Source organism: Streptomyces sp. NPDC058985 (assembly GCF_042740985.1).
Lineage (GTDB): Bacteria > Actinomycetota > Actinomycetes > Streptomycetales > Streptomycetaceae > Streptomyces.
Window position 1 is genome coordinate 14,747 of sequence record NZ_JBHYJX010000041.1, and the last position, 22,072, is coordinate 36,818.

Annotated in this window: 20 protein-coding genes and 1 pseudogene; 8 read left to right on the forward strand and 13 right to left on the reverse strand. The window is 72.0% G+C overall.

Features of this window, described 5'->3' with window-relative positions; all coding sequences use genetic code 11:
• Positions 1–34: 34 nt before the first annotated feature.
• The 6 genes from ACFW01_RS29145 to ACFW01_RS29170 form a co-directional block, all read right to left on the reverse strand.
• Entirely contained in the window at positions 35–895 is an 861-nt protein-coding gene (locus ACFW01_RS29145) for a siderophore-interacting protein (RefSeq protein WP_384508452.1), read from the reverse strand.
• A 25-nt stretch (positions 896–920) separates the two neighbouring features.
• Positions 921–1,967 (reverse strand): siderophore-binding protein DesE, encoded by a 1,047-nt coding sequence (gene desE, locus ACFW01_RS29150; protein ID WP_234961345.1) that lies wholly within the window; start codon positions 1,965–1,967, stop codon positions 921–923.
• 121 nt (positions 1,968–2,088) lie between these two features.
• On the reverse strand, positions 2,089–3,249 hold the full coding sequence (locus tag ACFW01_RS29155) for an acyl-CoA dehydrogenase family protein (RefSeq protein ID WP_234961344.1): 1,161 nt from the start codon (positions 3,247–3,249) through the stop codon (positions 2,089–2,091).
• Between the two features lie 6 nt (positions 3,250–3,255).
• Positions 3,256–4,221: a hydroxymethylglutaryl-CoA lyase gene (locus ACFW01_RS29160; protein WP_384508456.1), complete on the reverse strand. Its 966-nt coding sequence runs from the start codon at positions 4,219–4,221 to the stop codon at positions 3,256–3,258.
• Complete coding sequence (locus tag ACFW01_RS29165) at positions 4,218–6,173, reverse strand: acetyl-CoA carboxylase biotin carboxylase subunit (protein ID WP_384508543.1); 1,956 nt, start codon at positions 6,171–6,173, stop codon at positions 4,218–4,220. The genes ACFW01_RS29160 and ACFW01_RS29165 overlap by 4 nt, the downstream gene beginning before the upstream one ends.
• 36 nt (positions 6,174–6,209) lie before the next feature.
• A complete protein-coding gene (locus ACFW01_RS29170) occupies positions 6,210–7,826 on the reverse strand; it encodes a carboxyl transferase domain-containing protein (protein ID WP_384508459.1) in 1,617 nt (538 codons plus the stop codon).
• A gap of 97 nt (positions 7,827–7,923) precedes the next feature.
• On the opposite strand from ACFW01_RS29170, the gene ACFW01_RS29175 reads away from it, so the two are divergent.
• The 3 genes from ACFW01_RS29175 to ACFW01_RS29185 all read left to right on the forward strand — a co-directional run bounded on the left by ACFW01_RS29175 (position 7,924) and on the right by ACFW01_RS29185 (position 10,702).
• Positions 7,924–8,544, forward strand: coding sequence for a TetR/AcrR family transcriptional regulator (locus tag ACFW01_RS29175; RefSeq protein WP_234961341.1), 621 nt, complete (start codon positions 7,924–7,926; stop codon positions 8,542–8,544).
• A 97-nt stretch (positions 8,545–8,641) separates the two neighbouring features.
• Positions 8,642–9,799 (forward strand): acyl-CoA dehydrogenase family protein, encoded by a 1,158-nt coding sequence (locus tag ACFW01_RS29180; RefSeq protein ID WP_234961340.1) that lies wholly within the window; start codon positions 8,642–8,644, stop codon positions 9,797–9,799.
• Positions 9,800–9,829: 30 nt separating this feature from the next.
• Positions 9,830–10,702, forward strand: a complete 873-nt coding sequence (locus ACFW01_RS29185) for an acyl-CoA thioesterase (protein WP_384508463.1) — start codon at positions 9,830–9,832, stop codon at positions 10,700–10,702.
• A 16-nt stretch (positions 10,703–10,718) separates the two neighbouring features.
• Here the strand turns inward: ACFW01_RS29185 and ACFW01_RS29190 are convergent, their stop codons facing one another.
• Together ACFW01_RS29190 and ACFW01_RS29195 are read right to left on the reverse strand one after the other, a co-directional pair.
• Positions 10,719–11,507 carry a phosphatase gene (locus ACFW01_RS29190; RefSeq protein ID WP_384508466.1) on the reverse strand — a complete coding sequence of 263 codons (789 nt, stop codon included), beginning with the start codon at positions 11,505–11,507 and terminating at the stop codon, positions 10,719–10,721.
• A 62-nt stretch (positions 11,508–11,569) separates the two neighbouring features.
• Entirely contained in the window at positions 11,570–13,423 is a 1,854-nt protein-coding gene (locus ACFW01_RS29195; protein WP_234961337.1) for a PucR family transcriptional regulator ligand-binding domain-containing protein, read from the reverse strand.
• 193 nt (positions 13,424–13,616) lie between these two features.
• Between ACFW01_RS29195 and ACFW01_RS29200 the strand changes: the two genes are divergently transcribed.
• From ACFW01_RS29200 to ACFW01_RS29210, 3 genes are read left to right on the forward strand one after another with little or no spacing between them, the layout of a single operon-like run.
• Complete coding sequence (locus ACFW01_RS29200; RefSeq protein ID WP_234961336.1) at positions 13,617–15,080, forward strand: sodium:solute symporter; 1,464 nt, start codon at positions 13,617–13,619, stop codon at positions 15,078–15,080.
• Positions 15,081–15,132: 52 nt separating this feature from the next.
• Positions 15,133–16,122: an agmatinase gene (gene speB, locus ACFW01_RS29205; protein ID WP_234961335.1), complete on the forward strand. Its 990-nt coding sequence runs from the start codon at positions 15,133–15,135 to the stop codon at positions 16,120–16,122.
• The gene (locus ACFW01_RS29210) at positions 16,119–17,804 is read left to right on the forward strand and encodes a thiamine pyrophosphate-binding protein (protein WP_234961334.1); all 1,686 of its coding nucleotides are present in this window, start codon (positions 16,119–16,121) and stop codon (positions 17,802–17,804) included. The genes speB and ACFW01_RS29210 overlap by 4 nt, the downstream gene beginning before the upstream one ends.
• A 13-nt stretch (positions 17,805–17,817) precedes the next feature.
• Here ACFW01_RS29210 and ACFW01_RS29215 read toward each other — a convergent pair whose 3' ends face one another.
• The 4 genes and pseudogenes from ACFW01_RS29215 to ACFW01_RS29230 all read right to left on the reverse strand — a co-directional run.
• Entirely contained in the window at positions 17,818–18,639 is an 822-nt protein-coding gene (locus ACFW01_RS29215; RefSeq protein ID WP_384508471.1) for an endonuclease I family protein, read from the reverse strand.
• A 237-nt stretch (positions 18,640–18,876) separates the two neighbouring features.
• Positions 18,877–19,485: a TetR/AcrR family transcriptional regulator gene (locus tag ACFW01_RS29220; protein WP_384508474.1), complete on the reverse strand. Its 609-nt coding sequence runs from the start codon at positions 19,483–19,485 to the stop codon at positions 18,877–18,879.
• A 93-nt stretch (positions 19,486–19,578) separates the two neighbouring features.
• Positions 19,579–19,707 (reverse strand): DUF397 domain-containing protein, encoded by a 129-nt coding sequence (locus ACFW01_RS29225; RefSeq protein WP_384508477.1) that lies wholly within the window; start codon positions 19,705–19,707, stop codon positions 19,579–19,581.
• A 26-nt stretch (positions 19,708–19,733) separates the two neighbouring features.
• Positions 19,734–19,957 (reverse strand): annotated as a pseudogene (locus tag ACFW01_RS29230) (transcriptional regulator); the annotation flags it as partial.
• A gap of 428 nt (positions 19,958–20,385) precedes the next feature.
• On the opposite strand from ACFW01_RS29230, the gene ACFW01_RS29235 reads away from it, so the two are divergent.
• Entirely contained in the window at positions 20,386–20,535 is a 150-nt protein-coding gene (locus ACFW01_RS29235) for a hypothetical protein (protein WP_384508480.1), read from the forward strand.
• A 10-nt stretch (positions 20,536–20,545) separates the two neighbouring features.
• On the opposite strand, the gene ACFW01_RS29240 is transcribed toward ACFW01_RS29235, so the two are convergent.
• Entirely contained in the window at positions 20,546–20,917 is a 372-nt protein-coding gene (locus ACFW01_RS29240) for a hypothetical protein (RefSeq protein ID WP_384508483.1), read from the reverse strand.
• 90 nt (positions 20,918–21,007) lie between these two features.
• Between ACFW01_RS29240 and ACFW01_RS29245 the strand changes: the two genes are divergently transcribed.
• On the forward strand, positions 21,008–22,003 hold the full coding sequence (locus ACFW01_RS29245; RefSeq protein ID WP_384508485.1) for an esterase-like activity of phytase family protein: 996 nt from the start codon (positions 21,008–21,010) through the stop codon (positions 22,001–22,003).
• Positions 22,004–22,072 lie beyond the last annotated feature (69 nt).

The window sequence follows — 22,072 nt, forward strand, 5'->3', positions numbered from 1 at the left end:
ACTCAGGTGTGCGGCGGTCCAGGAGCCCCCGCTCTCAGCCCTGTTCGCGGAGCTGTTCCTCCGTCAGCCCCTGGCGCCAGTAGCCGACGAAGGTGACGCGCCGCCGGTCGATGCCGCGCTCGCCCACGAAGTGCCGCCGCAGCGACTTGACGCAGCCGGACTCGCCCGCGATCCAGACGTAGGGGTGCTCGGCGTCCGGCAGTTCCGCTTCCCGCAGGGTGGTCAGGGTCGCCTCGGGGCCGCCGGTGACGTCCCGGACCAGCCAGGTGATCTCGGCGTCCGCCGCTGTGTGGAGGTCCTGCACGTCCTCGGCGTGCGGCACTTCCAGCCAGACCCGGGCGCGGGTGCCGGCCGGCAGCGACTCGACGATCGCGCAGGCGGCCGGTACGGCGGTCTCGTCGCCCCAGATCACCACCAGGTCGGTGTCCTCGGGCGGCCGGAAGCGGATCGCCCGGTTGTCGGCGATCGCCGGGCCGAGCAGCAGGACGCGGTCCCCGGCGGTGGCGGCGGCGGCCCAGCGGGCGGCGGGACCGGCCTCGAAGGCGGCGCCGGGTTCGACGCCGTGCAGCACGAAGTCGATGTCGATCTCGACGGTGTCGCCGGCGCCGTCGCGCCGGAGCGCGCGCAGCGTGTACGAGCGCATCACCGCCCGTACGTCGTCCGGAAGTTCACGCCAGGCCTGCCACCACCCGTCGCCCCGCTCCACCGGCACCGCGGGCTCGGACTGGCCCGGGTGCGGCAGGAACAGCGACAGGGACTGGTCGAGGCCGTCCGAGTGGAAGGCGCGCAGGTCGTCCCCGGCGAAGGTGACACGGGCCAGAGACGGACCGAGCCGCCTCGTCCGTACGACCTGGAGGGCGAAAAAACGGAACGGGGCGGCTACGGCCGTCGTCATGGCGTGCTCCGGGAGACGGAGAAGGTCAGCCGACCTTCTTGGCGTTCTCGATGGCCTCGGCGAGGTTGTTCAGCAGCGGCGTGCACTTGTCGTAGGACAGGATCGGCTCGGGGGAACGGGCGATGACCTGGCCGGCCTTGACCGCGGGGAGCTGCTTCCAGGTGCCCTCGGTGATGTCCGCGGGCTGGATGGTGGAGGCGCGGTCGTCCATGATGATCACGTCGGCCGGGTACTTGTCGACGTTCTCCCAGCTCAGGCTCTCGAACCAGCCGCCGGTCGCCTTCTTCGCCTCCTCCGAGGGCTCGACGAAGTTCACGCCGAGGGCCTTGAAGTACTCCAGGTCCACGGACAGGTTGGTGCCGGAGACGTAGAAGAGGTCGGGGCTCGCCGAGCCGGCCAGGACCCTGATCTCGGGCTTGGCCTTGGCGGCGGCGCGCAGCCGGGCGGCGGCCTTCTCGAAGGCGGCCTTGGCGTCGGTGACCTTCTTGGCCTTCATGTCGGCGCCCAGCGACTCGGCCAGCTCCCACATGCGCTGGAGCGGCTGGGTGAGCTGACGGTCGAAGACCGAGACGGCCACGCTCGGCGCGAGCTTGGCGACCTTGTCCTTGGACTCCTCCGGGACCGACCAGAGGGTGCCCGCGGTGTCGAACGTCGTGGTGATGAGCACCTCGGGGGCGAGGGCCGCGTACTTCTCGACGTTGAGCTTGCCCCACTCGTTGCCGAGGACGGTGACCTTGTCGACGTCGAGGTCGCCGGCCTGGACGTCGGGCTTGCCGTCCTTGGTCGTGGTGGGGCCGAAGACGCCCTTGACCTGGACGCCGTAGTCGAAGAGGGCGGCGGCGACACCGGTGAAGGCGACGATGTTCGTCGGGACCTTGTCCAGCTTCACGGTCGTGCCGCGGTCGTCCTTGAAGGACCAGGGGCCGGACTTGCCGGCGCTGCCCGCTCCCTCGTCCGAGCCACTCTTGCCGTCGTCGTCACCGCAGGCCGTGAGCGCGGCACCGAGGCCGAGGGCGCCGCCCGCGGCGAGGATTCCGCGGCGGGTGAGGTGGGTAGCGCTGGCGTTGGGCATGGTGTGGCTGCTTTCGAACGGTGCGGAGGGTCCGCGGGACAAGTTCTGGGTAGGTTAGCCTAACCTCAGATCTTGTCCAGGGGCGGGGCCGCCCGGCCCCGCCCCGCGACGGCGTCCGGTCTCAGCTCACCAGCCCCAACTCCCGTGCGATCAGCATCCGCTGGACCTCGCTGGTGCCCTCGCCGATCTCCAGGATCTTCGCGTCCCGCCACATGCGGGCGACGGGGTACTCGTTCATGAACCCGTAGCCGCCGTGGATCTGGGTGGCGTCCCGGGCGTTGTCCACGGCCACCGTCGACGAGTACAGCTTCGCCAGCGCCGCCTCCTTCTTGAACGGCTCGCCCGTCACCAGGCGTGAGGCCGCGTCCCGCCAGGCGAGGCGGGAGGTGTGCGCCTTCATCTCCATGTCGGCGATCTTGAACTGGATGGCCTGATTGGCGCCGATGGGCTTGCCGAAGGCGTGACGTTCCTTCGCGTACCTGACCGACTCGTCCACACAGCCCTGTGCGAGTCCCGTGCCCAGTGCGGCGATGGCGATGCGTCCCTCGTCCAGGATGCGCAGGAACTGGGCGTAGCCGCGTCCCTGCTCGCCCAGCAGGTTCGCCGCCGGGACCCGCACGTCGGAGAAGGACAGCTCACGGGTGTCCGACGCGTTCCAGCCGACCTTCGAGTACGGGGCGGCCACCGTGAAGCCCGGGGTGCCGGACGGGACGATGATCGCCGAGATCAGGGGCCGCCCGTCCGGCTTGCGGCCGGTGACCGCCGTGACCGTGACCAGGCCGGTGATGTCCGTGCCCGAGTTGGTGATGAAGCACTTGCTGCCGTTGATCACCCACTCGCCGGTCGCCTCGTCCAGCCGCGCCGTCGTCCGCGTCGCGCCCGCGTCCGAGCCGCCGTCCGGCTCGGTCAGGCCGAAGGCGCCCAGGATCTCGCCGGAGCACAGCCGGGGCAGCCACTCGCGCTTCTGCTCCTCGGTGCCGAACAGGTGGACCGGCATCGCGCCCAGCGAGACCCCCGCTTCCAGCGTGATCGCCACCGACGAGTCGACCCGCGCCAGCTCCTCCAGGGCGATGCCGAGCGCCAGGTAGTCGCCGCCCATGCCGCCGTACTCCTCCGGGAACGGCAGCCCGAACAGGCCCATGCGGCCCATCTCCCGGACGATCTCGTACGGGAACTCGTGCCGCTCGTAGAAGTCACCGATCTTGGGCGCCACGACGTCGTGGGCGAACTCCTCGACCGTGCGGCGGAGTTCTTCCAGTTCGGGGGAGAGCTTGTGGTCCATGGGTGATCAGTGCTCCTGGTGGGAGTCGGCGCCCGAGCCCGCGAGGGCTCGTACGGTGCGGGACGGGCTGGGTCGGCCCAGGTGGGCGGCCATCCAGACGCTGGTGGCGACGAGACGGCCGAGGTCGACGCCGGTGTCGATGCCGAGGCCGCGCAGCATCCACACGAGGTCTTCGGTGGCGAGGTTGCCGGTGGCGGACTTGGCGTACGGGCAGCCGCCCAGGCCGCCGGCGGAGGCGTCGACCGTCGTCACGCCGTGCCGCAGCGCGGTCAGCGTGTTGGACAGGGCCTGGCCGTAGGTGTCGTGGAAGTGGACGCCGAGCGTGTCCACGGGGACGCCCGCCTCGGTGAGCGCGGTGAGCAGGGCGCCGACATGGCCCGGGGTCGCCACCCCGATGGTGTCGCCGAGGCTCAGCTCGTCGCAGCCCAGGTCCAGCAGGGCCCGGCAGACCCGCACCACCTGCGGGACGGGGACGGCGCCCTCCCACGGGTCGCCGAAGCACATCGACAGGTAGCCCCGCACGTGCACGTCCGCCGCCTTCGCGCGCGCCACCACCGGCGCGAACATGGCCAGGGCCTCGTCCACCGTGCGGTTCAGGTTGGCCTTGGCGAAGGACTCGGTGGCGCTGGCGAAGACCGCGACCCGCCGGGCGCCCAGCGTCAGCGCGCGGTCCAGGCCGCGTTCGTTCGGCACCAGGACGGGGAGGTCGACCGGCAGCTCCGCGACCGCCGGGAACAGTTCCTCCGCGTCCGCCAGCTGCGGCACCCACTTGGGGTGCACGAAGCTCGTCGCCTCGATGGTGGTCAGGCCGGTCCCGGCGAGGCGGCGGACGAACTCCGCCTTCACCGCCGCCGGGACGATCGCCTTCTCGTTCTGCAGGCCGTCGCGGGCGCCGACCTCGTGGATGCGGACGCGGGCGGGCAGGCCCTCGGCCGGCACCGTCATGGGCAGGACCGGGTCGGGGGTGTTCATGCCGTCTCCTCCGTCCCGTCGCCGGGGCTCTGTGCCGGGGTGATGACCGCCAGCACCTGGTCCATGGCGACCGTGGTGCCGGGCGCGACGTCCAGTTCGGCGACGGTGCCGGCGTGCGGGGCGGAGATGACGTGCTCCATCTTCATCGCCTCCACGACCAGCAGGCTCTGCCCGGCGGCCACCTCGTCGCCGACGGCGACCTTCACCACCGTCACCGTGCCCGGCATCGGCGCGGTGAGCGAGTCGGCGCCCGCGTGGGCGGAGCGGGTGAGGGAGGCGGCGACCGGGTCGTGGTCGCGCACGTGCCAGGCGTCTCCGTCGCGGCCCAGCCAGTCGGCGACGCGGTCGAAGGTGTGCCGGACGCCGTCGAGGGTGACGGCCACCCGGTCGTCGGTGACGGTGTGGGTGCCGCGCGGGGCGTGCGTGACGGGGTCGAGCCCCGGCGCCCGCATCGAGAAGGCCACCGGCTTCGGCTCGCCGCCCGTGCGCCAGCCGTCCGGCACCGAGAACGGGTCCGTCCAGCCGTCCCCGCGCGGACGCAGCGCGTCCAGCCGCACGGCCGCCGCCGCCTCGTACACCTCCTCCGGCACGTCGGTGGAGACCAGGCCGTCGGCCTCGCGCTCCACCAGACCGGTGTCCAGGTCGCCCGCCACCACCGCCGGGTGCGCGAGCAGCCGCCGCAGGAACCCGGCGTTGGTCTGCACGCCCAGCGTCACCGTCCGGGCCAGGGCCGCCCGCAGCTTGCGCAGCGCGGTCTCCCGGTCGGGGCCGTACGCGATCACCTTGGACAGCATCGGGTCGTAGAGGCTGCCGACCTCGCTGCCCTCGCTGAGCCCGGAGTCGGTGCGCACCCCGTCGCCCTCGGGCTCGCGCAGCCGCAGCACGGTGCCGCCGGAGGGGAGGAAGCCGCGCGCGGGGTCCTCGGCGCACAGCCGGGCCTCGACCGCGTGCCCGGTCAGCCGGACGTCCTCCTGCGCGAAGCCGAGCGGTTCGCCCGCCGCCACCCGCAGCTGCCACTCCACCAGGTCCAGGCCGGTGACCAGCTCGGTCACCGGGTGCTCCACCTGGAGGCGGGTGTTCATCTCCATGAAGTAGTACGACGACGGGTCGCTGCCCGGCACGATGAACTCCACCGTGCCCGCGCCCCGGTACCCGCAGGAGCGTGCCGCCTGCACGGCGGCCTCGCCCATCGCGGCGCGGGTCGCCTCGTCGAGGAGCACGCTGGGCGCCTCCTCGATGATCTTCTGGTGCCGGCGCTGGAGGGAGCACTCGCGCTCGCCCAGGTGCACCACGTTCCCGTGGCCGTCGGCCAGGACCTGGATCTCGATGTGCCGGGGCCGGTCGATCCAGCGCTCCACGAGGAGCGTGTCGTCGCCGAAGGAGGCGCGGGCCTCGCGGCGGGCGGCGGCGATCTCGTCGGCGAGCACGGCGGAGTCCCGCACCAGCCGCATCCCCTTGCCGCCCCCGCCGGCCGACGGCTTGAGCAGCACCGGGGTGCCGATCTCGCGGGCGGCGTCGGCGAGCTGGTCGTCGGTCAGCCCGCTGCCGCTGGAGCCCGGGACGACCGGGACTCCTGCCGCCCTCACCGTCTCCTTGGCCCGGATCTTGTCGCCCATCAGGGCGATGGCGTCGGCGGGCGGCCCGATGAAGACCAGCCCCGCCTCCTCGCAGGCCCGCGCGAACCCCGCGTTCTCGGCGAGGAAGCCGTACCCCGGGTGGACGGCCTGCGCGCCGGTCCTGGCGGCGGCCTCCAGCAGCCGCTCGACGGACAGATAGCTCTCCGCCGCCGGCGCCGGACCGATCCGTACCGCCTCGTCGGCCTCGCGCACGTGCCGCGCGTCCGCGTCGGCGTCGGAGAAGACCGCCACCGAGCGCACGCCCATCGAGCGCAGGGTCCGGACGACTCGCACGGCGATCTCACCGCGGTTGGCCACCAGCACCGTGTCGAACATCGGGCTCCCCATCGTGCTTCCCATCGAGTCCCCTCCTCACATCCGGAAGACGCCGAACTGGGGGTCGCCCAGCGGCGCGTTGGCACAGGCGGTCAGGGCCAGCCCCAGCACCCGCCGGGTGTCGGCGGGCTCGATCACCCCGTCGTCCCACAGGCGGGCGGTCGCGTAGTAGGCGTTCCCCTGGTGCTCGTACTGGGCGCGGACCGGTGCCTTGAAGGTCTCCTCGTCCTCGGCGGACCACTCCTCGCCGCGCGCCTCCAGCTGGTCCCGCTTGACCGTGGCGAGCACGGACGCGGCCTGCTCGCCGCCCATCACGGAGATCTTGGCGTTGGGCCACATCCACAGGAAGCGCGGCGAGTACGCCCGGCCGCACATCGAGTAGTTCCCCGCGCCGTAGGACCCGCCGACGACGACCGTCAGCTTCGGCACGCGCGTGCACGCCACCGCCGTCACCATCTTGGCGCCGTGCTTGGCGATGCCGCCGGCCTCGTAGTCCCGGCCGACCATGAAGCCGGAGATGTTCTGGAGGAAGACCAGCGGGATGCCACGCTGGTCGCACAGCTCGATGAAGTGGGCGCCCTTCTGCGCCGACTCGGAGAACAGGATGCCGTTGTTGGCGACGATGCCGACCGGGTGGCCGTGGATGCGGGCGAAGCCGGTGACCAGGGTCTGCCCGTACTCCGACTTGAACTCGGCGAAGCGGGAGCCGTCCACCACGCGCGCGATGACCTCGCGGACGTCGTAGGGGGTGCGGGAGTCGACCGGCACCGCGCCGTACAGCCCCTGCGGGTCGGCCTTCGGCTCGACGGCGGGCTCCACGCCCCAGGGGAGCGGGCCGCGCTCCGGCAGCGTGGAGACGATCTGGCGGACGATCCTGAGCGCGTGCGCGTCGTCCTCGGCCAGGTGGTCGGTCACGCCGGACACGCGCGAGTGGACCTCGCCGCCGCCCAGCTCCTCCGCCGTGACCACCTCGCCGGTGGCCGCCTTCACCAGCGGTGGCCCGCCCAGGAAGATCGTGCCCTGATTGCGGACGATCACGGCCTCGTCGCTCATCGCCGGGACGTACGCGCCGCCCGCCGTGCACGAGCCCAGGACGGCGGCGATCTGCGGGATGCCGGCGCCGGACATCCGGGCCTGGTTGTAGAAGATCCGCCCGAAGTGCTCGCGGTCGGGGAAGACCTCGTCCTGCATCGGCAGGAAGGCGCCCCCCGAGTCGACCAGGTACAGGCACGGCAGCCGGTTCTCCAGCGCCACCTCCTGCGCCCGCAGGTGCTTCTTCACGGTCATCGGGTAGTACGTGCCGCCCTTGACGGTGGCGTCGTTGGCGACGACCACGCACTCCCGGCCGCTCACCCGCCCGATCCCGGCGATCACGCCGGCCGCCGGGGCCTGTCCGTCGTAGAGCCCGTCGGCCGCGAGCGGCGCCAGCTCCAGGAACGGCGAGCCCGGGTCGAGCAGCGTGTCCACGCGGTCGCGCGGCAGCAGCTTGCCGCGCGCGGTGTGCCGGGCCCGGGCCCGCTCCCCGCCGCCGAGCCGGGCCGCGGCGAGCTTGGCGCGCAGCTCCTGAACGAGGACGCGGTGCGCCTCCTCGTTGGCCCGAAAGGCCTCGGACGCGGGATCTGCCGCCGTCGTCAGCTCCGGTGCCTCGTGCATCCTGCGGTCCCCTCACCCAGTGATCGACCAGTTAATGAGCGTTAACGCGTTTCCCTCAGGTTAACGACCGCTAACCTCCCTGTCTAGAATTGCTCCCATGGCCACCAGAACCGACGCCCCCACCCGCCGCGAGCAGATCCTCAAGGAGGCCGCCCGGCTCTTCGCCGAGCGCGGTTTCCACGGTGTCGGCGTCGACGAGATAGGGGCGGCGGTCGGCATCAGCGGCCCCGGTCTGTACCGGCACTTCGCCGGCAAGGACGCGATGCTCGCGGAGCTGCTGGTCGGGATCAGCGGACAGCTGCTGACGGGGGCGAAGCGGCGGCTGGCGGAGGCCGAGGGGGTGACCGGCTCCGGGTCGGGCCGTGCGGAGGCGGTCCTCGACTCGCTCATCGAGGGGCACATCGACTTCGCGCTCGACGACCGCCCGCTCATCACCCTGCACGACCGCGAGCTGGACCGCCTCCGGGACGCCGACCGCAAGATGGTGCGGCAGCTCCAGCGGCAGTACGTCGAGCTGTGGGTCGGGGTGGTCCGGGAGGTCTATCCGGCGGTCACGGAACCGAGCGCCCGCTCGGCCGTCCACTCGGTCTTCGGCCTCCTGAACTCCACCCCCCACCTGGGCCGCCCCGGCGCCCTCCCCGGCCGCACGGTGACGTCGGAACTGCTGCACCGGATGGCCCGGGGGGCGTTCGCGGCGGTGGGTGCCGCGGGGGAGTGACGAGGGTTACCCACGGCCCACTCTGGACGCCCCTCCCTACCCGCCGGTACGGTGAAGTCTGAGCAAGCGCTTAGATACGTACCCTGGAGGTGGCGCGGTGCGCCGTACGGTGTTCAACGAGGACCACGAGGCGTTCCGGGAGACCCTGCGCGCCTTCATCGAGGCCGAGGTCGTCCCCGTCTACGACGAGTGGTTCGCCGCGGGCCAGGCGCCGCGCGAGTTCTACTACAAGCTCGGCGAGCTGGGCATCTTCGGTATCAACGTGCCCGAGGAGTACGGCGGCGCGGGCATGGACAGCCACAAGTTCGAGGCCGTCCACTACGAGGAGACCGCCCGCGCGGGCGTCACCTTCGGCGGCTCCGGCGTGCACGTGCTGCTCGCCCTGCCGTACATCAAGATGCTGGCCACCGACGAGCAGAAGAAGCGCTTCCTGCCGAAGTTCGTCAGCGGCGAGGAGATGTGGGCCATCGCGATGACGGAGCCGGGCACCGGTTCCGACCTCGCGGGCATGAAGTCCACAGCCCGGCTCAGCGAGGACGGCACCCACTACGTCCTCAACGGCGCCAAGACCTTCATCACCGGCGGCGTGCACGCCGACAAGGTGATCGTCTGCGCCCGCACCGCCCCTCCCACGGCCGAGGACCGCCGCTTCGGCATCTCCCTGTTCGCCGTGGACACCAAGTCCGAGGGCTACTCGGTCGGCCGCAAGCTGGACAAGCTGGGCCTGAAGACCTCCGACACCGCCGAGCTGGCCTTCGTCGACGTCAAGGTGCCCGTCGAGGACCTGCTCGGCGAGGAGAACAAGGGCTTCTCCTACCTCGGCCACAACCTGGCCTCCGAGCGCTGGGGCATCGCCTTCGGCGCCTACGCCCAGGCAGCCGCCGCCGTCCGGTTCGCCAAGCAGTACGTGCAGGACCGCACCGTCTTCGGCAAGCCGGTCGCCCACTTCCAGAACACCAAGTTCGAGCTGGCCGCCTGCCAGGCCGAGGTCGACGCCGCCCAGGCCGTCGCCGACCGCGCCACCGAGGCGCTGGACGCCGGCGAGCTGACCCCCGCCGAGGCCGCCAGCGCCAAGCTGTTCACCACTGAGGTCGCCCACCGCGTCATCGACCGCTGCCTCCAGCTGCACGGCGGCTACGGCTACATGAACGAGTACCCGATCGCCCGCCTGTACGCGGACAACCGCGTCAACCGCATCTACGGCGGCACCAGCGAGATCATGAAGTCGATCATCGCGAAGAACATGGGCCTGTAGACCGGTCTGCAGACCACAGAAGCACAGGACATGAGCGAAGCACTCCAGTCCCTCCTCGACCTGCTCGACCTCGAGCGGATCGAGGAGGACATCTACCGCGGCCACTCCCGCTCCGCCGTCGTCCCCCGGGTCTTCGGCGGGCAGGTGGCCGCCCAGGCGCTGGTCGCCGCCGGACGCACGGTCCCCGAGGACCGGCACGCGCACTCCCTGCACGCGTACTTCCTGCGCCCCGGCGATCCGGACGCCCCCATCGTCTACAACGTCGACCGGCTGCGCGACGGCCGCTCCTTCACCACCCGCCGGGTGGTCGCCGTCCAGCACGGCAAGCCGATCTTCGGCCTGTCGGCGTCCTTCCAGACGTACGAGGAGGGCCTGGACCACCAGGCCCCCATGCCGTCCGCCCCGGACCCGGCGACGCTGCCCACCGGCGAGGAGCGGCTGCGGAGCTACCCGCACCTGCCCGCCGACACCGTCGAACGGTTCCTGGAGGCCCGCGCCGCCGTCGACCTGCGCTACGTCGACGACCCGCCGTTCGGCGACTTCGGCACCCCGCGCGACCCGCACTCCCAGGTGTGGTTCCGCACCAACGGCAAGCTCGCGGACGACCCCCTCCTGCACGTCGTCCTCGCCACCTACGTCTCCGACATGACGCTCCTCGACTCGGTGCTGCTCGCGCACGGGCGCGGCGGCTGGGCCGTCGGGGACGTCGTCGGTGCCTCCCTGGACCACGCCATGTGGTTCCACCGCCCGTTCCGCGCCGACGAGTGGCTGCTGTACGACCAGCAGTCCCCGTCCGCGTCCGGCGGCCGGGGACTGGGGCAGGCCCGGATCCACACCCAGGACGGGCGGCTCGCCATCTCGGTCATCCAGGAAGGCGTGGTGCGCGTCCCCCGGGAAATCTGAGGGCCAGTGGGCCGGGCTACTTCAGCCCCGCCTCCGTCAGCAGGTAGGCCGTCATCGGGTCGTAGTAGCGCGGGCTGACCACGTGGTCGTCCAGCGGCACCGCGACCTGGAGGGTGCCCTCGGACTCGGCGAGGAAGAGGGCCGGGTCGTTGCAGTCCGCGTAGCCGACGGCGTCGACGCCGTGCTGGGCGGCACAGCCGGCCCAGCCGTGGTCGGCGACGACCAGGTCGGGCAGCGGGCGGCCGGCGCGCTCCAGGCCGGTGAGGATCGCCTTCATCGGCTCGCCGGAGTGGGTGTGCCACAGCGAGGCACCGTGCTCCAGCACGGCCACGTCCGCGAACTGCTGGACGTATCCCTCCTCCGTCGTCAGCCCCTCCGGGATCACGACGATCTCGCAGCCGGCGGTGCGCAGCGCGTCCGCCGTGGCGCGGTGCACGTCGAGCAGCCCGCCCGGGTGGCCGGTGGCGAACAGCACCCGCTGCTCGCCGTCGGCGGCCTTGCGCAGCCGCCCCGCCATCCGCTCCAGCGCGGCCACGGTCAGCTCGGGGTCGATGGTGTCCTGGCCGTACCGGTATTCCGGGTCGTCGTTGACACCGACCCGCTCCGCCATCACCGCGAGCACGTCCTGCTCGTCGGTCCAGCGGTCGCCCAGCTCCAGACCGAGCCAGAAGTTGCGGTCGCCGTTCGCCAGCTTCCGGTAGTGGGAGAGGTTGTTCTCGCGGGGCGTGGCGACGTCGCCCGCGATACGGGTTCTGACGAGGTGCTCGGCGAGTTCGGCGCGGCTGGGTGTCCCGGGTATCGGCATGGCTCCCATTGTGAGGCAGCCGTCAGTCGGCGTCCCGGGCATGTCGCGTGCTGGGACGCGGGTCACCTCCGCAGCGCGAACCAGAGTTCCATCCGTACGTCCGGGTCGTCGAGGTCGGTGTCCAGCAGGGCCGCGCAGCGGGCGACGCGCTGCCGGACGGTGTTGCGGTGCACGGACAGGGCGACGGCGGTGCGGTCCCAGCTGCCGTGCAGGGAGAGCCAGGTGCGCAGCGTCTCGGTGAGCGCCGGGACGTCCGCGACCGGCGCGAGCAGCGCACGCGCGTGCGCCTCGGCGTCGCCGTCCGGCACCAGGTCGGCCAGTGCGGGCCGCGCACCGTGCCGGACCAGCGGCACCCGCGTGGCCCGCGCCCGGGCCAGCGCACGGGCCGCCTGCGCGTCGGCGGCCGGCCATTCGGCGGGGGCGACGGCGGCACTCACCCCCAGCACCCACTCCGGCTGCGCTTCGGGCCCGTCGCCGCCGGTCCCCCCGCCGTCGGGACGGCTCTGCGAGCCGGGCCCCTCCCCGCCCACCGCGCCCGGGCGGCCGGGTGGGGAGGCGGGCGCGTTCGCCCTCGTCGCCGGTGCGGCGGTGCGGGGAGCGGTGTGCCGCCCCGTCTCGGGGGCGGGGCGGACGGGTGCGGGGGTGGTGGGGGCTGTTTCGGGGTTCCCTTCGGGGGCGTGGTGGCGGGTCGCCGGTTTCCGGGTCGGGCGGCCGGGGGCGGGCGTGGGCGCGGTGGGGGCCGTTCCGGGGTCTCTCTCGGGGGCGGGGCGGTCGGCCGCCGGCTCCCGGGCCGGCTGCCCGGTGCCGGGCAGCGACGCGGTGGGGACCGTCCCCGGGCCGGCGGGCCCGGTGGCCGGTACCAGGACCCGCACCACGTCTCCCGCGGGATCGACGAGGGGTGAGCCCAGGGCCGCGCCCAGGGCCGAGGCGGCGACCGGGTCGGCGGTGCCGGAGACGGGGCGGGCGTGGACGACGTGCCAGTGGGTGACGCCGCCGCCACCGAGGAGCGGCGCGGCCTCCTCGGGGCGGGCGCCCAGCAGCAGCCGTACCAGTGCCGAGGAGCGGGCCGCGCCCGTGCCGCTCTGGTGCTCGCCGGTGAGCAGCGAGAGCAGGACGGCGGCGACCGACGCGATGGTGTGGTCCCCGGACTCCCGGTGCGGTGCGGCGACCCCGAGGACGAAACCCTGCCCGGTGCCGAGCGCGTACGCGGCGAGATGCGTGCCGGCCACCGTGTCCGTGGCGGTGGTGGAGGTGTGGCCGGTGACGAACCGGGACAGCCCTGCCAGCGCCCGCCGCACCTCGCCCCCGGGCTCCCGCCCCGCCGCCGCGATCTCCGTGCCCTCCGGCCCGTACAGCACCGCCCGCCCGTCGAGCCGCCCCGCCAGCCGGCGCAGGACCGACGGCACCGGGTCCGGACGGGAGGCCGCCGCGGCCAGACCCTGCTGGGCCTCGGAGACCCGCCGCAGCTCCGCCAGCCGTGCCCGCGCCATCAGCTGCCACACCGCGCGGGCCACGCCCGAGAACGTCGTCCGCGGCGGCACCTCCACCAGTGGCAGCCCGTGCGCGTCGCAGGCCGCGACCAGTGCCCGCGGCACCGTGTCGTGCACCGGCGCCACGCCGAAGCCGAGCGCCGCGCCGCCCGCCGCGACGATCCGCGACACGTAGCCGTCGAAGTAGCCCTCCGAGCCCTCCGAGCCCTCCGCCTCCGGGACGTGCACCCCCGCCGTGAGCAGCAGCTCGCCGCCCAGCAGGTACGGATAGGGGTCCGACATCTCCGAGGTGTGCGCCCAGTGGACCCGCACGTCCGCCGCCGTGGGCCCGGCGATCTGGCGCAGCCCCAGGTCGTCCCGCGACAGCAGTGCCGCCAGTGACACCGGGGGAGTGGGAGGCGTGGGCGGGCCGGCCGGCTCCTGCATGATGGACGTTTCCTCCATTCCGGCGATCCCGAATAGATGAAACGTACACTTCGCAGTCGCTTTCCAGCCACCTAGTGTCAACCCGGACCGGAATCCAGACCGGCGACCGCGGGTACGGGCGGATGTCCCCGCGACCAGCCACCGGACCACCCCCAGCACGACCCGCCACCGACAGTGCGCGAAGGAGGCCCCCATGGCCGTCGACTACATCGTGATCGTCGTCTATCTCGCCGGCATGCTCGCCATGGGCTGGTGGGGCATGCGCCGCGCCAAGTCCAAGAGCGAGTTCCTCGTCGCGGGGCGCCGGCTCGGCCCCGCGATGTACTCCGGGACCCTGGCGGCGATCGTCCTCGGCGGCGCCTCCACCATCGGCGGCGTCGGCCTCGGCTACCAGTACGGCTTCTCCGGCGCCTGGATGGTCGTCACCATCGGCCTCGGCCTGCTCGCCCTGTCCGTGTTCTTCTCCGCCCGCATCTCCCGGCTGAAGGTCTACACCGTCTCCGAGATGCTCGACCTGCGCTACGGCGGCAAGGCCGGCGTCATCTCCGGCGTCGTCATGTGGGCGTACACCCTGATGCTCGCGGTCACCTCGACCATCGCCTACGCCACGATCTTCGACGTCCTCTTCGACGTGAACCGCACCCTCGCGATCATCCTCGGCGGCTCCATCGTCGTCGCCTACTCCACGCTCGGCGGCATGTGGTCCATCACGCTCACCGACATGGTGCAGTTCGTCGTGAAGACCATCGGCGTACTGCTCCTGCTGCTGCCCATCGCGGTGGTCAAGGCCGGCGGCTTCAGCGAGATGAAGGACCAGCTGCCGACCGAGTACTTCGACCCGCTGGGCATCGGCGGCGAGACGATCTTCACCTACGTCCTGATCTACACCTTCGGCATGCTCATCGGCCAGGACATCTGGCAGCGCGTCTTCACCGCCGGCAGCGACCGCACCGCGAAGTGGGGCGGCACCATCGCCGGCACCTACTGCCTCGTCTACGCCGTCGCCGGCGCCGTCATCGGCACCGCGGCCAAGGTGCTCTACCCGAACCTCGCCAGCCCCGACGACGCCTTCGCCACCATCGTCAAGGACGAACTCCCCATGGGCGTGCGCGGACTGGTACTGGCCGCCGCCCTGGCCGCGGTGATGTCCACCTCCTCCGGCGCCCTCATCGCCTGCGCCACCGTCGCCAACAACGACATCTGGTCCCGGCTGCGCGGCGCCCTGCGCAAGACGGACGGCGAACACGACGAGGTCAAGGGCAACCGCGCCTTCATCCTCGCGATGGGCGCCCTGGTCGTCGTCATCTCGATCGCCCTCAACAACGTCGTCGAGGCCCTCACCGTCGCCTACAACCTGCTCGTCGGCGGCCTCCTCGTCCCCATCCTCGGCGGACTGCTGTGGAAGCGCGGCACCGCGCAGGGCGCCCTCGCCGCCGTGGCGGTCGGCGGCCTCACCGTCGTCGGCCTGATGGCCGGCTACGGCGTCCTCGCCAACGAGCCGATCTACTACGGCCTGCTGGCCTCCCTCGTCGTGTACGTCGCCGTCTCCCTGGCCACCCGCCCCACCGACGAGGCGATCCTGGCCGCGTGGCGCGAACGTCTCGCCGGACGGTCCCCCGAATCCCCGTCTGAACCGCCGGTCCCGGCACACCAGTAGAGTCGGACGGCAGTAGTACATACGCGACGAAGCGTAAGAAGGAAGGCAGTACATGAGCAGCAACGAGACGCCCCGCGGCCCCGTCGACTCCTCCCGGATCCCGCGCTACGCCGGACCCGCGACCTTCGCCCGGCTGCCCCGCCTGGACGAGGTCGGCAGCGCCGACGTCGCCGTGGTCGGCGTGCCGTTCGACTCGGGCGTCTCGTACCGGCCCGGCGCGCGGTTCGGCGGCAACGCCATCCGCGAGGCCTCCCGCCTGCTGCGCCCGTACAACCCGGCGCAGGACGCCTCCCCCTTCGCCCTCGCCCAGGTCGCCGACGGCGGCGACATAGCGGTCAACCCCTTCAACATCAACGAGGCCGTCGAGACCGTGGAGGCCGCCGCAGACGACCTCCTCGGCACCGGCGCCCGCCTGATGACGCTGGGCGGCGACCACACCATCGCCCTGCCGCTGCTGCGCTCGGTGGCGAAGAAGCACGGCCCGGTCGCCCTGCTCCACTTCGACGCCCACCTGGACACCTGGGACACCTACTTCGGCGCCGAGTACACGCACGGCACCCCGTTCCGGCGCGCGGTGGAGGAGGGCGTCCTCGACACGTCCGCGCTCTCCCACGTGGGCACCCGCGGCCCGCTGTACGGCAAGCAGGACCTCACCGACGACGAGAAGATGGGCTTCGGCATCGTCACCTCCGCCGACGTCTACCGGCGCGGCGCCGACGAGGTCGCCGACCAGCTCCGCCAGCGCATCGGCGACCGTCCCCTCTACATCTCCATCGACATCGACTGCCTGGACCCCGCCCACGCGCCCGGCACCGGCACCCCCGAGGCCGGCGGCATGACCTCCCGCGAACTGCTGGAGATCCTGCGCGGGCTGGCATCCTGCAACCTGGTCTCGGCCGACGTCGTCGAGGTGGCCCCCGCCTACGACCACGCCGAGATCACCTCCGTCGCGGCCTCCCACACCGCGTACGAACTCACCACGATCATGTCCCGCCAGATTGCGCAGGCCCGCGCGACGGACCAGGAGGCCGAGAGCAAGTGACCCACGACCACGACCTGGTACTCCGTCCGACAGCCGCCCAGACGGAGGCCGCGCTGAACCCTCCCCCCGGCCGCAACGGCGGAGACCTCGTCGTGGAGACCCTGGCCGGGCTCGGCGCGACCACCGTCTTCGGCCTGCCCGGCCAGCACGCCCTCGGCATGTTCGACGCGCTGCGCCGCTCCGACCTGCGCTACATCGGCCTGCGGGTGGAGAACAACGCCGGTTTCGCGGCCGACGCGTACGGCCGGATCACCGGCGAGGCGGCCCCGCTGCTCCTGTCCACCGGCCCGGGAGCCCTCACCTCCCTCGCCGCGCTCCAGGAGGCACGCGCGGCCTCCGCCCCCGTCCTCGCGATCAGCAGCCAGATCCCCACGGCGGGGCTCGGCGGCGGCCGCCACGGCTACCTCCACGAACTCCCGGACCAGGCGGCCTCGTTCCGGGGCGTGGTGAAGTCCGTCCACACGGTCCGCACCCAGTCCCAGATCCCGTCCGCGATCGCGGAGGCGTGGACGTCCGCGCTGACCGTCCCGCACGGACCGGTGTGGGTGGAGATCCCGCAGGACGTCCTCCTGTCCGAGACCCCGATCCCGGTGGTGACCGGCGGCGACACCTTCCCCGAGGAACTGCCCCCGCGCCCCGAACTGACGGCGGTGGCGGCCGACCTGCTGTCCCGCGCGGAACGCCCCGCGATCATCGCGGGCGGCGGCGTCGTGCGCGCGGACGCCTCGGGCAAGCTGAGGCAGCTCGCGGAGCGGCTCGCGGCCCCCGTCGTCACGACCTTCGGCGGCAAGGGCGCGTTCCCGTGGACGCACCCCCTGTCCCTGCAGTCCTGGCTGGAGGACCGCCACACGACGGACTTCCTGGAGGACGCCGACGTCCTCCTGGTGGTCGGCTCGGGCCTCGGCGAACTCTCTTCGAACTACCACACGTTCAAGCCGCGCGGCCGGGTCGTCCAGATCGAGGCCGACCTCGGCAAACTCGAGTCCAACCACCCGGCCCTCGGCATCCACGCCGACGCCCGCCTCGCCCTCCAGGCCCTGCTGGAGACGGTGGAGGAGCGCACGGACCCCGCCGCCCCCGCACGCGTACGGGAGGTACTGGACAAGGTCCGCGACCGCATCGCGTCCCAGGAACTCACCCTGGAACAGGACGTCCTGGCCGCCGTCCGGGGAGCCCTCCCGCCCGGCGCCCCGTCCTTCTGGGACATGACCATCCTGGCCTACTGGGCGTGGTCGGCCTTCGACGCCAAGGCCCCCAACACCATGCACTCGGGCCAGGGCGCGGGCGGCCTCGGCTACGGCTTCCCGGCGGCCCTCGGCGCCGCCGCCGCCGACCCCACCCGCCCGGTGCTGGCGGTCTCCGGCGACGGCGGCGCCCTGTACTCCATCGCGGAGCTGGCCACCGCCCGCCAGTACGACCTGAACGTCACCTGGCTGATCGTCGACGACGGCGGCTACGGCATCCTGCGCGAGTACATGACCGACGCCTTCGGCCAGCCGACGGCGACGGAACTGACCCGCCCGGACTACGTGGCCCTCGCGGAGTCCTTCGGCGTACCGGGCACGCGCACGTCACCGGAGACGCTGGAGGCCGACCTGGCGAAGGCCCTGGCCGCACCGGGACCGTCCGTGGTCGTCCTCCCGGCCGTCCTGCGGATGTTCGCGCCGACGCACCTCGACTGAGGCTGAGGAACGCCTACCAGATCGCCTCGACCCACTCCGGGTGGTCGACGAACGGGTTGCGGTTGTGCTGGTAGGTGTCGTAGATGACCTGGTTGCGGCGCTCCTCGAAGGCGTCGGGCGGATCCTCGTCGTTCCACGCCTTCAGCACCGGGAGCTTGCCGATGTACGGGTTGCTGCCGTTGCCGACGCTGCCGTTGACCTCCAGGTCGGCGAAGCCCTCGCCGCCCTCGTAGCGGACCGCCATGTAGAAGATCATGCGGGCCACGTCGCCCTTGACCGCGTCGCGGGGCTCGAAGGAGTCGGAGTCGGTGAGGCTGCCGCCGCTGTCGGTGAAGGCGCTGCCGCCGTCGTCGAAGTCCTTGTTGCCCCGGACGCCGTTGACCCGGACGTCCTCGGGGCGCAGGTGGTGGATGTCCGTGCCCGGCCCGGTCGCGGTGCCGAAGTCGCCGTGGGACTTGGCCCACACGTGCTCGCGGTTCCAGTCGCCGGTGTCGCCGCCGTTCAGGGACTTGCTGCGGGAGATGCCCGAGTAGAGGAGGATCACGTTGCCGCTGTCGGCCGGGTCCTGGTCGGTGTTCTTCAGCGCGTCCCAGACCGCCGAGTACGAGAGCTTGGTCTGGTCGCTGATGATCGTGTGGAGGGACGACTTGAGGCTTGTACCGGTCTTGCCGATCGCGTCCTCGTAGTACGTCGAGTCGTAGTCGGTTGCCGTTGCCGTTGCCGTTGCCGTGGCGGTGGCCGGGGTGGCGGCCAGGGAGGGGGCGGCGAGGCCGGCGAGTGCGGCGGCTGTGGCGAGGACCGCGGTTTTCCGGCGCCGTATGCGTATCGCGAGCATGGGGGGTGTCCGATCTACGCGAGTAGTGGAACGGTGAAACCGAGAGTGACATGGACATGTTGTAGGTCGGGTGTATGGAGCGTGGCGATTGCGTGACGACGGGCCCCCGACCGTGGCGGTCGGGGGCCCGTCGTGGCGAATGTGGCTGGGTCAGTCCTTGAGGATGAACGGTGCGGGGGTCGGCGCGAGCGGGGGCCGTGCTTCCGCTTGGGGCGAGCTGTGAATCCCGGGCCGTGCTCAGTCCGCCGGGGCCCAAGGAGCGAGCAGATCGCGCAGCAACTCGGCGAAGGCCCCGTCCAAGGTGTCCTCCCACTCCTGGTCACCGACGGCCTCGGGACAGAGGGCGGCGGGACGGGCGATCCACAGGACCTTCCAAGGCATGGAGAACAGGGCGGCATCGCTCCACACGCCGCCGTGCGGGGCCAAGGGGTGCAGCAGATCGCTGACGTGTCCGGTGACCACCTGCACCAGGGGGCCGTCGGTCGCGGCATGCGCCCGGGGCAGCGCCGTGTGCGAGGTTCGGGCAATGGCCGCCGTCGTCGGATGGCGCCGGACGATGCGTACGACCTGTGTCAGGTGCCGCACGATTCCGTCAACGGTGCCGTCGCTCGGGTGAGTACGGTCCGCCTCGTCGAAGGCTCGGGCGAGTTCCGACTGAAGCGCGCGCAGGTGAAGCCTGGAGGCGGTCTTCCAGTTCTCGTAGAGGTAGTTGCGCGAGGACCCAGAGGCGCGGGCGATGGCGGTCATGGACACGTTCAGGCCGTCAGTGCGCATGAGGGTGCGCACCGCGCTGATCACGTTCACGGTGCCGAGGGGGTTGCGGTACGGCCAAGAGGCGGGGCTCATGGCCCCATGGTCGGGAAAGGCGTGAGCAGTTGAGGGGTGAATGTCATCTGGGCACTCGGATGAGCGACTGGAGGACAGTCGGGGGTGGAGTGTTCACACTTTGGAGGGAGGGGGGTCTTGCTTGAGGGACGTGATGAACGACGTCCAGCCGGAAGTCGAGAGGAACAGCGCCGGCCCGGTGGGAATCTTCGAATCCCGCACCGGTATCCCATCAGCCCACAAGCTCGGCCGCGTTCGGATTGAAGGGCTCAGGCATCGTCTTCGTAATCCTTCGCTGTCGACTTGAGCAAGGCAACCGTTTCGCGGAGCGACAGAGCGTCGCTCAACGCGTGATAGCAGGCGCCCTGCAATGCGGCTCAGCCCCGGAGGGCAGCAGCGCCTCGTCCAGCAACGCCCAGAAGACGGGCGTGACCGGGACGTCAAGGAGCCTCGCCCGTTCGAGGCGTGTGACAAGGCGCCTGTCACATTCCTCGGCGGTCAAGTGAGACCTCCGCGACTGTCGCACCGGTCCGGGGGCATGGTCACCGATCTCCACGGAGCCGACGACATGCGTCGTCGTATCGCCCGCCTCGCCGGGCTGCCCCTGCTTTCACTGCTCGCCCTCCTGTCTACCCGGCTCAGGGCGCCGCCGCCGACGTCCTCCCGCGACGGAACCCGCCGAATCCCCGTACATCCCGGCCGTGACCGTCCGCCGCGCCGGCATGCCGGCCCTGCGCGGAGAGGACAACGTGCTGGTACGCCCCTACCTGCTCGCCCACGAACGGCAGGAGGAGGCACGGCGCGCGCCCGGCCCGGCTGCTGCCCTGGACCGGCTCCGAGGGCAAACCCTGCTACCTGCTGCCCGACGGCGACGGTCCGCTGTCCCGGATCGCCGACGTCGTCGAGACCACCCACCTCGACATGGCGGAGGATCTGTTGGACCACGCCGCCGCCCTGCTCGCGGACGGTCGGGCGACGCCCGAACAGCTCCGCTTCATGCTGCACCGCATGCGCGAGGCACTCACCGAGGTCCACCGCGTCGCGGAGAGCCGGGGCATGCGGTTGCACTGAAGGCGAGCCGTCACTCGACCAGTTCGGGAAAGGCCTCCTTGAAGTCGGCGAGCTGAGCGCGATAACCGGCGTTGAATTCGGCCAGTCCGTGCAGGCCGAGGTTCTTCTCGAAGGCGACGCTCTGCCTGGGCACCAGGGCGGGTATCGCGCGGAACACTTCGCCCGCCGCCTTCGCGTGCCGGCCCTTCTGGACGGTGACCACCAGGTCCTTGAAGAGGTCCAGCTCCAGGGCCCGGATGCGTTCGCTCGGACTGTCCTGGCCTTTGAGTTCCTCATCGGCGACCGGTTTGACCCCGGAGGGCTTGGTGAGGAACCTCAGTACCCGCATCGCCGCGTACAGCCGACCGGCCAGTCTGTGGCCGCTCTCGTTCTGGTCTGGCATGGCTCATTACTTGCCACCGGTACCGCGCCGAACCCTGTCCTTCGGAAAGCGGTCAACTCTTGGCCATTCCTCCGGCCCAGGGTTTCGGCCATGCGCCCGAGAACGCTCCGCACCTCCCTGGCCACCCTCACCACGAGCCTCGCGGCGGCCGGCTGTCTCATCGCCGCCGGCCCGGCCGTCGCAGAGGAACGTCCGCAGAGGAACGCCTGCTCGCCCGCCGTCTCCCTCACCGGCTACTCCGACGCCCTCGACAAGACCACCCACGACGGAACCTACGTCGGCAACCTCTCCGCACTCGCCCGCGGTGGGCGGGGCACGGTCGCCGCCCTCTCCGACCGGTCCGCCCTCTTCTGGCTGGACGCCCGCTCCCTCCAGCCACGGGACGTGATCCCGCTCGCCGACGAGAACGGCGCCGCCCTCGACACCGAGGGACTGGTCGCCGACAGGGATGGCACCTACCTCGTCTCCTCCGAGACCGAGCCGTCCGTTCGCCGCTACTCCCGTACCGGCGAGATCCTCGGCCGCCTCCCCGTGCCGGACGCCCTCCGCACCGCCCCCGCCGGCCGCGCCCAGGCGAACGGCAGCTTCGAGGGGCTGACCCTCCTGCCCGGCGGCCGGACCTTGATCGCGTCCATGGAGTACCCGCTCGCCGGTGACCCCGCCGACCTCGTGCGCTTCCAGAGCCGGCGGCGGACCGGGCACGGCGACTTCGGGCTCGGCACCCAGTACACGTACCGGACGGACGGCGGCCTCGGAGTCTCCGAGGTCACCGCGGCCCCCTCCGGCCGCCTGCTCGTCCTGGAACGCGGCTTCACCTCCGGTGTCGGCAACACGGTCCGCCTGTACCTGACCGACCGGCCCCGCGGCGGCACCGCACTCGGCAAGACCCTCCTCGCCGGTCTGGCCGACTGCCCCTCCCTCGGTGCCACCGCCAAGCAGCCCCAGCCCAACCCGCTCCTCGACAGCTTCGAGGGCATGGCCGTCAGCGGGCGGAGCAAGGGCCGCCTGGACGTCCTCCTCGTCAGCGACGACAACCAGAACGCCGTACAGACGACCCGCTTCCTCCGGCTCCGGGTCCGCGCCTGAATCGTCGCGGCGGGATGAAATCCCCGCTCGCGGGCGTTGGTGCCTTCCGGTAGATCAGGTGAGCAGGAC